General features: G+C 53.6%; 12 protein-coding genes. All 12 read right to left on the bottom strand.

Annotation, left to right across the window (positions count from 1 at the left end; genetic code table 11):
* Window positions 1–20 precede the first annotated feature (20 nt).
* The 12 genes from Dvar_RS13895 to Dvar_RS13840 all read right to left on the bottom strand — a co-directional run bounded on the left by Dvar_RS13895 (window position 21) and on the right by Dvar_RS13840 (window position 13,060).
* Complete coding sequence (locus tag Dvar_RS13895; protein WP_419662302.1) at window positions 21–704, bottom strand: DUF4956 domain-containing protein; 684 nt, start codon at window positions 702–704, stop codon at window positions 21–23.
* A gap of 234 nt (window positions 705–938) precedes the next feature.
* Window positions 939–1,745 (bottom strand): VTC domain-containing protein, encoded by an 807-nt coding sequence (locus Dvar_RS13890; RefSeq protein WP_419662301.1) that lies wholly within the window; start codon window positions 1,743–1,745, stop codon window positions 939–941.
* Window positions 1,742–2,281 (bottom strand): hypothetical protein, encoded by a 540-nt coding sequence (locus Dvar_RS13885; protein WP_419662300.1) that lies wholly within the window; start codon window positions 2,279–2,281, stop codon window positions 1,742–1,744. Before Dvar_RS13885 ends, Dvar_RS13890 begins: the two co-directional genes overlap by 4 nt.
* The gene (locus Dvar_RS13880; RefSeq protein ID WP_419662299.1) at window positions 2,244–3,029 is read right to left on the bottom strand and encodes a hypothetical protein; all 786 of its coding nucleotides are present in this window, start codon (window positions 3,027–3,029) and stop codon (window positions 2,244–2,246) included. Before Dvar_RS13880 ends, Dvar_RS13885 begins: the two co-directional genes overlap by 38 nt.
* Complete coding sequence (locus tag Dvar_RS13875) at window positions 3,026–5,011, bottom strand: hypothetical protein (protein ID WP_419662298.1); 1,986 nt, start codon at window positions 5,009–5,011, stop codon at window positions 3,026–3,028. The genes Dvar_RS13880 and Dvar_RS13875 overlap by 4 nt, the downstream gene beginning before the upstream one ends.
* A 160-nt stretch (window positions 5,012–5,171) precedes the next feature.
* Entirely contained in the window at window positions 5,172–6,341 is a 1,170-nt protein-coding gene (gene hemW, locus Dvar_RS13870; protein WP_419662297.1) for a radical SAM family heme chaperone HemW, read from the bottom strand.
* Between the two features lie 70 nt (window positions 6,342–6,411).
* Window positions 6,412–6,951, bottom strand: a complete 540-nt coding sequence (locus tag Dvar_RS13865) for a 2-oxoacid:acceptor oxidoreductase family protein (protein ID WP_419662296.1) — start codon at window positions 6,949–6,951, stop codon at window positions 6,412–6,414.
* On the bottom strand, window positions 6,951–7,754 hold the full coding sequence (locus Dvar_RS13860) for a 2-oxoacid:ferredoxin oxidoreductase subunit beta (protein WP_419662295.1): 804 nt from the start codon (window positions 7,752–7,754) through the stop codon (window positions 6,951–6,953). The genes Dvar_RS13865 and Dvar_RS13860 overlap by 1 nt, the downstream gene beginning before the upstream one ends.
* A gap of 2 nt (window positions 7,755–7,756) precedes the next feature.
* On the bottom strand, window positions 7,757–8,905 hold the full coding sequence (locus tag Dvar_RS13855; RefSeq protein ID WP_419662294.1) for a 2-oxoacid:acceptor oxidoreductase subunit alpha: 1,149 nt from the start codon (window positions 8,903–8,905) through the stop codon (window positions 7,757–7,759).
* Window positions 8,906–9,044: 139 nt separating this feature from the next.
* Window positions 9,045–9,266, bottom strand: a complete 222-nt coding sequence (locus Dvar_RS13850) for a 4Fe-4S dicluster domain-containing protein (protein WP_419662293.1) — start codon at window positions 9,264–9,266, stop codon at window positions 9,045–9,047.
* 447 nt (window positions 9,267–9,713) lie between these two features.
* Entirely contained in the window at window positions 9,714–10,958 is a 1,245-nt protein-coding gene (locus Dvar_RS13845) for an MFS transporter (protein WP_419662292.1), read from the bottom strand.
* A gap of 128 nt (window positions 10,959–11,086) precedes the next feature.
* Window positions 11,087–13,060 (bottom strand): TRAP transporter permease, encoded by a 1,974-nt coding sequence (locus tag Dvar_RS13840; RefSeq protein WP_419662291.1) that lies wholly within the window; start codon window positions 13,058–13,060, stop codon window positions 11,087–11,089.
* Window positions 13,061–13,287 lie beyond the last annotated feature (227 nt).

The raw sequence follows: 13,287 nt of genomic DNA, 5'->3' as shown, positions 1-13,287 counted from the left end.
TGGTTGCAGTATTACAGTATTTACAATTCCACAGTCGCTTCCTGCAGCATCAGACTGATGCCCCTAGCCGAGGCAAGTTCTGTAAAAAGCGCGCAAATCAATTGACCGTCTTGTCCTTTTTTGAGTTTTACCTGATAGGCGTAATCGAGCCGCTGTCCCTGCTGCATTTCCCGGAGGGTGACCAGGACAAACGTTTTGCAGTGGGTGCGTAGAATTTTTTCCAGCAACGACTGCTGATCGGCATCGCTCGCACAGTTGAACCGCAGCATACCGTCGAACATCCGTACCTGTCCGATGGGAGAAAAATGAAGGATCACCGATGTGATAACAAACCCCATGGTGCCGACCGTCGCAGCCTTGTATGCGCCCACGCCGCATCCGATACCGGCGGCAAGGGACACGAACATGAAGAGAATATCCTTAGCATCCTTGAAGTTGGTCCGGAAACGGACAATGGCCAGGGCCCCGATCATCCCCAGTCCTCTTGCCAGACTATCGCCGATGGCCAGCATGACCGTCGCCGATACGATCGATGCCAGTATCACGGCCTGCACGTAGTTGCGGGAAAAGGACAGTCCCTGGAACGTTTTTACATAGGTCACGCCCACCATTGTCGAAAGCAGGAAGGCCATGAGAACAATATAGATGGCGTGCACCCATTCCGTGTGGGGCGCCGCCACGTTGAAGGCGAGTGAATCGAGCATGCTTTTTTTCTCCACCTTGTTTGCCTATGCGTTATCCAGCAAAACGAGGATTTTGTAATAATAGTGTCCGTTCAGAAATGGTGAATTTCGCCCGAGTCCAAGGCGGCCAACAAATTCAAACCGGAGGCGCCCCTTTAGGAAGTGCCCTTGGGGTAAATATTGGTAATATTTTGAGGATTTGAATTTGTTGCCCAACGCCGGAATCGGGTGAGAGGCGCCGTTTCTGGATGGGCACTAAAACACAGGGACACGGCTTAACCCATCCCCGCCACCATTTCCAAAAAGCGCCTGGACGCCGTTGAGATATTTTGAAAAGCTGCGCCGCCGCAGCTGGAAGTGTCGAATCAGATCGATCATCCAGAACGGAACGGCCGCCGCATAACACTTCAGTTCCAAAATCACACTGCATCCCGGATCGAAGCAGGTTTCCGAGTCACAGGAGATCAGATCGTGCTCCCGTGGAACAGGGTGATATCCGTCGATTGTCATATAGCGCAGGTTGACGTCGAAGGTGACCCGGGCGTAAGTGTCCACCTCGCTGACCCAGGCCAGTCGCCGATATTGGGTGAATATTTTCGGCTGTGCATTGTAGGTGTACACCATCCGTTCAAACCGCTGACGGTTTCGGATCTCCTGCTCGTCGGTGTCGGATTCCATGATCCGATATCCCGGTTGGGTGTACGCCCGATACCAGTTGCGATCCGTCACACGGGCGCGGTATTTCTTGATCACCTGATTCCATTTTTGTTTGATTTCCAAAAAATAAGGCAGCCCAGGGGTGTCGCCGTAGGACCGGATGCGCATATTAAACCGTTTTTCAGCCCCTTCCCGCCGCATACGCAGAAATAGATATCCCGGCGTATCCATATAGATATTGTTCACCCGGTAAAAACCCGTTGCCGATGCCTGGGAGTGCGGTTCTTTTTTGCAGCAGACAGCCACAAAATCGGCGATGGGCCGGATCAACGACGGTGGAATCGTGTATTTGAGCTCATAGCGTTCCATCAAAAGGGGGGTGGCCTGCGGCTTTCCGGATTTCACAGGATTCCCTCCTTCGTGGCCGACAGGTAATTCACCAGCGGACGGGTGCTAAGCTTACCGCTTAGATCCAGCAGATCGACGAAGCAACGCAGCACGGCAAACCGCGTTTTTTGAATGTGCATATCGGTTTCCAGGATTGACTGACGGATTTTCAATATATCCAATGGATCGACACCATCCATCTGCCGATACAGGCTATACGATGTCACCGCCTCCCCAGTCTTTTTGCAGGCTGTTAAAACGTCGTACTGATCCAAATGCCGCGACAGCCGGCGATGCGTGGATTCTTTTTTATCCGACCATTGTTGTTCCACTTCGCGAAGGTCGCTTTTCGCCTCCATATACTCGACACGGCGTTTTAAAATATCATCCCGATCCGGATGAATGAACGGAAGCCGAAACGCCACTTCCAGGGATATGGCTTTCTCCATCTCATCCCGGTCGTCCAGGTCGTAGCGGACATCAAAGAAAGAGATGAAATCATGGGTTTTGGCTACTTCAAGGTGGTATTCCGCCTCGGCTTCCCGCACCTGCATCTGGCCGTTCGGCAAGCAAGGGATTAAGGCTTGAAGAAGCCTTTGCCGAGTCCACAAGATCGGTTACCGTGACACGGATATCGGCGACCGTAATCAGCCCCGTGGTTGGTATCGCAAACCGATGGTCGCAACCGGTCAGCTGCCTGATGCGGCGGATAAGTCCGGTGAGTCGGTCTTCTCGTTCAATCTGATTTAACTGATAGGTCGTTCGATCGTCCTGGGCATCGATAAGCCGACCGACATCAAAATTTATGTCCCCCGGCCCCAATGCCTGTAAAACACGAATCTGGTCTTCCAGGTTGACCAGCAATTCCTTTTCGATATCCATCAATGTCCGGATTTCCAGATAATCGACAATCAGATCGTAGCGGTCCTTCAGGGCCTTGTGAAATCGCTCTTCAAAGGCCAGCGCATGTGACTGATTGCGGGTTTTACGCAGTCGCTTCGTACCGGCGGTTTCTCCCCATCCCTTGGGGTAAAAGCGAAGTGAGAATTTCTGCTTGTCCGCATCGAAATCCTCAGTCTCGGTGCGCAGTTCGATCTTGTCCAGATACGGCGTGCCCTGTGGAAACGAGTGAAGGTAGCCGCGCAGTTCATCCATACTTTTCAACTGAGAATCGTTGATCACCGTTTCCAGAACGGATCCGGTGGATAGTGTCCCTTCGCTGTCGCCGGCTCCATACACCGACAGTAGCGGATAAATGACGATAAAGCCCATCAGGATCATCAATACTGGTTTTGATTTCATACGCGTTTCTTTACATGGGTCATAAAAGATGGGCGGGATGCGCCCTGGTCAAAAACGACAATCAACGCATCGGGTGTCAGCCCCTCGGTAAGGCCCTCTGGTTGAAATCCGTCATAACTGCTTAAGCGATGCCCTTTTCCGGTCAACGGGTCATACTGCCAGACCGAACCGGCCTTTCGTCCCTTTTCGCTGCGGACACTGGTGAGAAAAACCTGGTTACCGCAATAATAGAGATCGGATATGCGCTCCATGCCGTCGTCATCAGAAGCCGGCAACCGGATCCGATATCGCACCGATACAGCCGCTGGCGCCAATTCACCGGTTTGAAGAACCCGATCGATATACCGGATTTGAAGGACAACGGCCGCATCGTTTTCAAGGGGGGCCTTGAATGCCAACAAAAGATTCCCTGCATCCCAGCTGATGCCTTCCACATCCATGACATGGGCCTGATCCCCCTTGCGGACAATCCTTGCCCAGGGAGCGTCCCCAACAATTTTTCTCGCAGCGGTGGTCAAGAGGTCAACCATATCGACCGCATGCTCCAAGATGCAGTTTTCTCCATTCTTGCGCGCCTTGACGAGCAGGTGCCGGGCGCAGTGTCGTTTTCCGTCCTTGGTTTCGCTCAAGGAAGAGATCAGATACAACGCCCCTTTTTCGCCGGCAGCGATCCCTTCCATATCTGCCATGGCATCCAGCCCAAGGATGGGAATCTCACTGACAATCTGACCATTTTTATCCATTAAAAAAATCAAGGGCCGATTGTCAGGCGTGTCGTCACTGATAACCAGATAGCCACCTCCGTCCGGATCTTTGACCAGGCGGGAAGCCTCGATGCCGTCAACGGTCAGTGGAACGATCGGTTTGGGGGGTTGCCCCGGTATCGGCAGGGTTACCATCGTGGCGGATGCCTGCTTCTCATGGGGAAGACGCGAGGAAATAGAGGCCAGCCATCGCTGTGTCCAGCGTTGCCGCGCTTGATTGGATGCCAACACCACCTTTTCACCCAAAATGAACGGATTGTTATCCGAAATGCGGACATGGACCTCCCGGCCCCAAATCTGCGAATCCGGATGTTTTCTCAATCGGACTGGATAGGGGACGAACCGGGCGCCCACGCCCACAAGAGTCCCCTTTATAGCGCGCTTGCCATCGGACAAAGCGGTCACCATCATGTTATCGCCGATTTTGACACGCGAAGCGACGTCTTCGAGCAGATAGCCTTTGACAAACGAGGGCGTCTGGGTCTGAAGGGTGAGGATCGGCACAAAAGGCGCCACCTTTTCACCCGGCTTGAAGTTGATGGATCCGATCAATCCGGATATGCGGGCATAGATGTTCAGCCGCTCACTTTCCCGACGGAGCATTTCCAGTTCTTTCTCCAGACGCTCCACCTGAATTTTCTTGGGGCTTTCGGATGCACTCAGGGCGGCTTCAAGCAGTTCGATCTGGATGTTCAACGGCCTTACGGCATCGGCCAGTTCAAGACGCAGATTCTCAATCTGTTGCCGAATCGGACTCATCGGTTGATCCGCCGTCGATAGGTTGGCGTCGACGCTTTTCAGGCCCTGGGTCAGTGCCTTGTTCAAGCGATATCGGCTTTCCAGCTGTTTGATCCGGTTCTCAATCTCTGTTGTTTTTGACCGTTTTTCCGCTCGAAGCTGCCTTACCTTTGCGGCTAATTCCGCCTTGTCCAACCCTTTCTGCACCTTCAGCTGTTCCAGTTGGTGGGAAATTTCATTGATTTTCAAATCCAGCTCCGGGCTGCTCAGCTCCACCAGGAGTTGATGCTTTTCAATGAACTGGCCTTCCACCACATCGACCCGCTTGATCTCAACGGGCATTTCCGAATTGACGACGATTTCACGGCTTTCGGCAATACCGTAAAAGTGGTCCGCTTCGAAGGTATAGAAAATGGAGATCATGACCACGATCCCCAAAAAAATGATCCAGGCCGCCATCAGCGGCCAGGCGCCACTCATATGAACTCCCCCATTAAAACCTCATTAACGACGCTTCTTTGATTTGTTAGAATTGCATTAGAATGTGGAGAAATTTTGTAGAAAATGTTGATAAGGTGTGACTTTTGAGTGGGCGTAGAATCAATGGGTCAACGTGGCGTGTTGCCAATCAAATCAGCGATCAGCCGATCAGCCGGTCAACCACCTGATCAAGAAACCGCATCCCCCGGGCGGTGGTCCGAATATATTGATGATGGATTTCGAGCAGTTCCTCATTCAATAAAAGAGAAATTTCGTGTTCATACCATCGGTAGAAACTCAATTCAAAACGGGATTCAAAATCGATCGTGTCAATGCCTTGTGTCTGACGGAGCCCCAAATAGATGTACTCCATGATCTGTTGTTCAGGGCTCAAGGTCTCCGTTTCGGCGATGGGAGATTGGCCCGAGTTAATCGCATTCAGGTAGGCGTCTAACGACCGATGGTTCCACCAGCGACGGTTGTCCATGAAGCTGTGGGCCGCCGGACCGAATCCCAGATAGGGGGCGAAGGTCCAGTATTTGCGGTTATGCCGCGACCGATAATCCTTCGCATCTGAGTCTGAAACACGGGCATAATTAGAGACTTCGTACTGGCGGTATCCATGGTGGCTGAGAAATTCGCTGGTAAACGAGAAAAGCGTGCCGGTCGTGTCCTCGTCCAAAGGCGTGACCCTCCCCTTTTCCACTTTCATGCTCAGCGGCGTGCCCGGTTCAAGCGTTAAGGTATAGCAGGAAAGGTGCTCCGCACCAATCTCAACGGCGGCAGACAATTCGACCGCCCATTTTTTTTCGGTTTGGCCTGGAATCCCGTAAATCAGATCAAGGCCGATGTTATCAAAGCCGGCTGCCCTGGCCCACCGGAAGGCATCCAGACCCTGACGCACATCATGAATCCGGCCCAGCCACCGCAGGGTCTGATCATTCAGGGATTGGAGTCCGATGTTGAGGCGGCCGATGCCGGCCGCGCGATAACCGCTGAGTTTTTTCCGGTCAGCCGTTCCCGGATTCATTTCCAGGGTAATTTCCGCAGCCGGATCAACAGGAAAACGATCGCAAAGGGTGTCAAGAACGCGTTCGATCTGCCGTGGCGACAGCGTGGACGGTGTGCCACCGCCAAAGTAGATGGTATCGACCGCCGGTAAAACGACTTGGCATTGATTGATTTCAAGCAAAAGGGCGTCAAGGTAATCGGGAATCTGTTTGAGATCGGTAATTGAGTAGAAGTCACAGTAAGGGCATTTGGCCATACAGAACGGCACGTGGATGTAGATTCCGGCAGGCGTTGGATGAACGGGCAAGATAGCCGGCATAGCTTTGGAGCGTTCCTTTTGGAAGATGTTTTAGTATTGTAGGGGCGAAAGATTTTTCGCCCCTACCTATTCATGCATTTTTGCCCAGCTGGATGCCCAGCTCCAGGGCTTTCCGGTTCATTTCCAAAAACCCGGATGGGATGCGTGTTTCCAGGGTTTTCATGATCGATTCGGAACGTACCAGATCGGTCAGGCCGATGATCGTGCCCAGCATGCAGATGTTGAACACGATGGGTTTGCCGATTTTCTCCATCACCGTCTCGTACATGGGAATCTCCCGCTGAACCGCATCGACCTTGAGCTGCGGGGTTACATAACGCGGGTCGGTGAGCAAAAGCCCCCCGGGGCGGATGATGCCCATGAACGTGCTGTAGGCCTCCTGGGTCAAACACACCAGTACGTTGGGCTGGATCACCTTGGGGAAGTTGATGGGTGTGTCGGCGATGATCACATCACTGCGCGTGGCGCCGCCGCGGGCCGCAGCACCGTAGGCCTGGGTCTGCACGGCCTCGAGTCCCTCGTGCAGTACCGCGGTCTCGGCAAGGATGATCGCCGCCGTGATCACCCCCTGGCCGCCGGATCCGGAAAATACCATTCTGCATCGCTCCATTACTTTCCTCCCCTGGCCCGCTCAATGACCCGGTCATACTCCTCACAATACTCGGGCTTGTCTAATCGGACAAAAATTCCCCGCTCGATCAGCTCCGGGTTTTCCTGTTTGGCCTTGGAGCCGATGGGCGTGGTCATCGCCTTCATCTGTTTCATCATGTCCACGGCACTGCCCTGTTTGTTCTTGCGGCCGAAGTAGGTCGGGCACTGGCTCATGATCTCTACCACCGAAAACCCTTCGTGTAGGACGGCCTCACGGATGATATCGGCCATCTGCTGCACATGGTAGGTGGTCGTGCGGGCCACGAAGGTCGCGCCGGCGGCCTTGGCCATCTCCACAATGTCGAAACCCTGATCGATGTTGGTATAGGGCGCCGTGGTGGCCAGCATCCCCGGTCCGGTCAGGGGTGAGTACTGCCCCCCGGTCATGCCGTAGATGCGGTTGTTCATCACGATGGCCGTGATGTCGATGTTGCGCCGCGCCGCGTGGATGAAGTGGTTGCCGCCGATGGCCAGGGCATCGCCGTCGCCCATGGGCACGATCACGTTCAACTCGGGCTGACTCAGCTTGACGCCGGTGGCAAAGGCCAGAGCCCGGCCGTGGATGGTGTGCAGGGTGTGAAAATCCACGTATCCGGAAATACGCGACGAACAGCCGATGCCCGAGACCATGACAATTTCGTTGCGGCTCATGCCCAGTCTCTCAACGGCCCGGATCAGGCCGTTGAGCACGATGCCGTGGCCACAGCCCGGACACCAGATATGCGGGAAAAACCGCTGACGGATATAATCCTGAACCGCCATCTTTACACCCCCCTTCCCTTGATCAGACGCAAGATCTGTTTGATATCCGTGGGCGAGATAAACACCCCGTCGATGCGGTTGGCCAGAAACACCCGCTCCGGATGGCGTACCGAATGTTTAACCATCTCGCACACCTGGCCCATGTTCATCTCCACCACTACCGTGTAGTGGGCATCGTTGCAGTAATCGCGCACCACATCGGACGGAAAGGGCCACAGGGTCTGCAACTCCAACAGGCCGATACGCTCGCCCCGGGGTCGCAGGCTCTCCACGATATGCAGGGCCGAGCGCGCCGATGAGCCATAGCTGACCAGCACCGTCTCCGCGTCTTCAAGATAATAGGTCTTGAAGCGCGCCATGGCACCGGCGTTATTCTCGATCTTGTCCACGATGTGGCGCAGCAGGCCGTGCACGATCTTGGGGTTGTCCGAGGGAAAGCCCCACATGTCATGCACCAGGCCGGTCACATTGAAGCGATGCACGTCCCCGAAGTCGCTCATGGGCAGGCGCCCGTCCTCACGGGGCAGATAGGGATGATAGTCCACCCCCGCGCGCACCGCCGTGCGCAGCCGCTTCACCAACGGAATTTCTCCCTCCTCGGGGATCTCCAGGCGCTCGCGCATGTGCCCCACCACCTCGTCAAAGAGCAGGATCACCGGCGTACGGTAGGTCTCGGCGATGTTGAAGGCCTCCACGGTCATGGCAAACACGTCCTGGTGGTTGGAGGCCGTCAGACATACGATGCTGTGGTCCCCGTGGGTGCCCCAACGCGCCTGCATCACGTCTCCCTGGCTGACATGCGTGGGCACACCGGTGGACGGACCGCCGCGCTGCACGTTAACGATCACGCAGGGAATCTCGGCCATCACCGCGTAACCCAGAGCCTCCTGCTTGAGGGAAAACCCCGGACCCGATGTGGCCGTGAGCACTTTATGCCCCGTCAAACTGGCGCCGATAATGGCGCACATGGAGGCGATTTCGTCTTCCATCTGGATGAACTTTCCGCCTCGCTGCGGCAACCGCACACTCAAATGCTCGGCGATTTCAGTTGAGGGCGTAATCGGATAACCGGCGAAAAAATCCAGTCCCGCGTAAAGGGCCCCTTCCACGCAGGCCTCGTTGCCCTGGACGAATTTGATTTGTCTGGTCATAAAATTGCCTTTGAATGCCTAATCATGTTGCGTATTCGGGATAAGGGCGAAAGATTTTTCGCCCCTACGGAAAAATGGTGAGACCTCTGACCGCTGACCGCTGACCTCTGACCTCTGATCACTGACCTCTGATCACTGATCACCGATCACCCTCTTCCACCTCGACGGTAATAGCCAGATCCGGACAGCGCAGTTCGCACAACCGGCAGGCGATGCAATCCCCTAACCTTGCCGCCACGGCCTTGTCCTCCCGGTCCATCTCCAGCACCTGTTTGGGACAAAAGGCCACACAGATCCCGCAACCCTTGCACCACTCCCGGTTGATCCGGTGCTCCTTCAACTTTGGTTTTGCCTTTGCCATGCATGCTCCCTAACGGTGGTAGTAACGTCGTACCTGTATTATTTGACCATTGATGTCGGCAAGGGTCCACCCCCCTTAGAGCCTGTTTGGTAAATCCGTCTAAGGCCCGCTAACGGCGTTGGGAAGTGTCTCAAAATGCTCACATATACCATATATGCGCCGCTTTTGAGCCACTTTCCGCCTTGTTATCGGGCCTGATCCAGACTTCCAAAACAGGCTCTTGGCCAACGCAAAATGGTGCCCCATTTAAAAGCTCTTTCGGCCATTGTCAAGAAAAAGCCAGGTAAAACGACCTTTAATTTGCGCCATCATCGAATCGATAAACATTATTTTTTCTTTAAATACCATTTTGCACGGTTTATTACAAATTTCCCGATCAAAACAATTTTGAACCGCCAATCCAGTAGCGGGGGCTTCGGGGCGGGTGGCGACGCAAAAAAAGGTTCATTACGATCTTTTTATATCGACGGTGAGCAGATAGATCAAGGCTGTCAAGATAAGGCTTCCACCGAAAAATGCAAAGACCAATCTGAGAACTTCCGGCGCGGGCGATCCTCCCGGATAGAATTCCTTAATCGCCCAGCCCACTGCATGCAGGAAAAATGCGCCCCCCATCATGGTAAAAAAATTGATCCCCGTCATTGCGGCCCCTGCGTTTTTAAGGGGCATCCGTTCTTTGATGTGGGCGTACATGATTTGCCCGGAACCGCTGAAAAATCCGAATCCCAGAAACAGGGCAAACAGAATCGGCATCCAAGCCCCTGTGGGCAACAGCGACAGGATAATCAGGATCCCCGCCATGATGACCAGCCCGGGAATAATGACCTGTTTTCTGGAAAAAAGTACCCTGTCGGATATCCACCCACAAACCGGGCTGCCGATAATAAGGCCGATACTCATGACAAATAAAAGGTTGCCGGTCATCAGTTGAGAAAATCCCATGGCAACAATCAGAAATGGACCGGCCCAAAGCGCCTGGACCGATGCATAGATGCCGTAGCGAAAAAAAGTCCCCAATGATATCAACCAATAGTCCCTTCGGAAAAATAACGGTTTCAATCCGTTCCCCTCCGACGACGAACGCATGTTTTCCTTTGCCGTGGGATGAATGCTGGCGGCATCATCAGGGCTGTCTCTTGCAATCAGAAAAAACAGGATGGCGATCAAAAAATTACTCAAGGCAAAGAGCACAAACGTCGTTCGCCATCCGACCAGACTGGTAAGCCACACCAATGGTGTCGCGGCCATGATGTTTCCTGCGGTTCCCACAGAAACAAAAAGAGCGGAAAGCGTTGCAAAATATGCCGGAGAAAACCATGCGGTGACCAACTTCAACGGCCCCATCAGATTACAGGCCATACCAATGCCAAGAAGGACACGGCCGGTGATCAAGACGGCACTGGATTGTCCATAAGCAAATACAATGGCACCAACAACGGCCAGCAAGGAAAGCGCGGTCATAAAAAAACGAGCCCCCACGCGGTCCAGATACAATCCCACAGGGATTTGCATCGCGGCAAAGGCATAAAAAAATGCGGCCGAGATGAGCCCCAATTCTTCGGGATCAAAGTGAAGCTCTTCGATCAAGTTTGGCGTGATCACGGCAATGGAAGATCGGTAAAACTGCGAAAATACAAAAAGCAGGCAGGAAATCAGATAGATACTCCAGCGGCGGTATTTTTTCAGGTTCATTGTTAATGCCAGGTCATTTCATGTTTTATTAAATGATGCCATACCTTGCATATAAACGAAACGGAACCAACCCACAACAAGGTTGGTTCCGTTTTATTTGAATACTTAATCCTGGCGCTGCAAAAAAATCAATCCCTCGCCGATGCGAAACTGCCTGCCGGTTCTGCAGGGGACTTGTTGATTGTCATCTTTTGATAAATGATCATTCCTGCAAACACAGCCAATCCCACCACGCGCCATTTAAAATCAACGATCAAAAGGGCAAAGGTGATCAGCACGGCAACGACCCGTTCGATCGGGGTCAGTTTCCTGAGCAAAAAGCCCTGGGTCATGGCTGAAAGGGAAACAACACCGACGGCGGCAACGAAAATCACGCTGATGTTGGCGAGCGCCCCTTTGTTCAACAGCAGTTCCGGGTTGAAGATGAACCAATAGGGAATAAAAAAGGCCGACAGATCCAGCGATAACGCCGTCAGCGCGGTCTTGAACGGATTCGAGCCGGCGATTCCCGAGCCCGCATAGGCCGCCAGGGCGACCGGCGGCGTGATGGCGGAGATGATTCCGAAATAAAAGATGAACAGGTGCGAGGCCAGAACCGGGAATCCCAGGTTGGTCAATACCGGCGCCGCCAATACGGCCAGAACAATATAACAGGCCGATGTGGGCAGCCCCATGCCCAGAATCAGGGAGGCCACCATGGTCATCATCAGTGCGATGATGATGTTGCCGCCGGCCATGACCTCGATCAGGGTGGCGAACTTGAGCCCGATGCCGGTCAGGGTCACCACGCCCACCACGATACCGGCACAGGCACAGGCGGCACCCACGGTGGCTGTATTGCGGCTGGCCAGAAGCAGGGCTTCATAGATGGATCTCATGCTCATGCGCGTGGATTTGCGCAGCCCGCAGGAAATGATGATGGTCAGCGTGCCCCAGAATGCGGCCCTTAAGGGGGTGATGTCCATCAGCAGCAATACCACCAATACCACCAATGAGAAGAGATGTTGCCAATCTTCTTTTAGAAGTTCTTTGGCCCTGGGCAAATCCTCTGCATTACCGGGTTTCAGCCCCATGCGCTTGGCGCGGAAATGGATGGAGATAAAAATGGCGAAATAATATAGCGCGGCGGGCACGGCAGCCGATACCATAATGAATTTGTAAGGGATATTGGTGAAGACCGCCATGATAAATGCCGCCGCACCCATGATGGGCGGCATGAGCTGTCCCCCGGAAGAAGCCGAGGACTCGACAGCGGCTGCAAAATGGGGCCGAAACCCAACGCTTTTCATGAGCGGAATGGTAAACGCCCCGGTGGTGACCGTGTTGGCCACGGCACTGCCGGAGATGGAGCCCATGAGCCCGCTGGCCATCACCGATGCTTTAGCCGGCCCCCCCAGCATGCGGCCGGTCAGGGCATAGGCCAGTTTGATAAAGAAAATGCCGCCGCCACTTTTTTCCAAAAAGGCCCCATACAAGATGAACATGTAAATAAAGGTGGCCGAGACACCGGCCGGCACACCGAAAATACCTTCGGTGGTCAGATACATCTGGGCCACGATGCGTTCGATATCGTAGCCGCGGTGCCCGATGAGGGTTGGCATATAAGGCCCCAGAAAAGCATATAACAGAAAACAAATGGCAATGATGGGCAGGGCCAGACCGACCACGCGACGGGTCATCTCCAGAAGCATGACGATCATGATTACCCCGAATGCAATATCCCAGGGCTCAGGAAATCCGGCACGGCTTTGAATGGCATCGTAGTTCCATAACAGGTAGACCATTGACGCCAGCATTAAAACGGCAAAGCCCCGGTCCCACGCGAACACTTTTTTGAGTCCATCGGCATCCGTATCGAACCGGCTGCCAAGCCCGCGCAGGTAAAAGGTCAGGGCCCCTAAAAGGGATATGTGAATGATGCGCTGTTTGAGGGCAAAGAGCACACCAAATCCGGCAGTCCAAATCTGAAAGGCCGCCAAGAGCAGCGCCACGGCAATGACCACCCCATAATCGATCCGACTGGCAAATAACGGGAGCACCCGCTTTTCCTGAAGCGCGATAACCGCCTTCAAATCCAGTGCCTTCGGTTCTTTCTCTTCCATACGCTTTCTCTCCATCTTAATCTTTTACTCGATCTTCAAGTTTTTAGGAAATTTGTTCAAATTCAAGGCGGAAAAAAATTTTGACCACAGGCATACTCCAGTATTTCGAGGATCAAATTTTTTTTCCAACGCCGCAAGTTGGGCAAATTAACAAAAACTTGAACATCGAGTTTTAACAAATCGGACGGTACGCCCATTTGTCAATCCGCCGGTCGTATCAATCCGGC

Source organism: Desulfosarcina variabilis str. Montpellier (genome assembly GCF_048565275.1).
Classification (GTDB): domain Bacteria; phylum Desulfobacterota; class Desulfobacteria; order Desulfobacterales; family Desulfosarcinaceae; genus Desulfosarcina; species Desulfosarcina variabilis.
The sequence above is the reverse complement of the archived record's forward strand: the minus strand, read 5'-3'. Positions and strand labels throughout refer to the sequence as shown.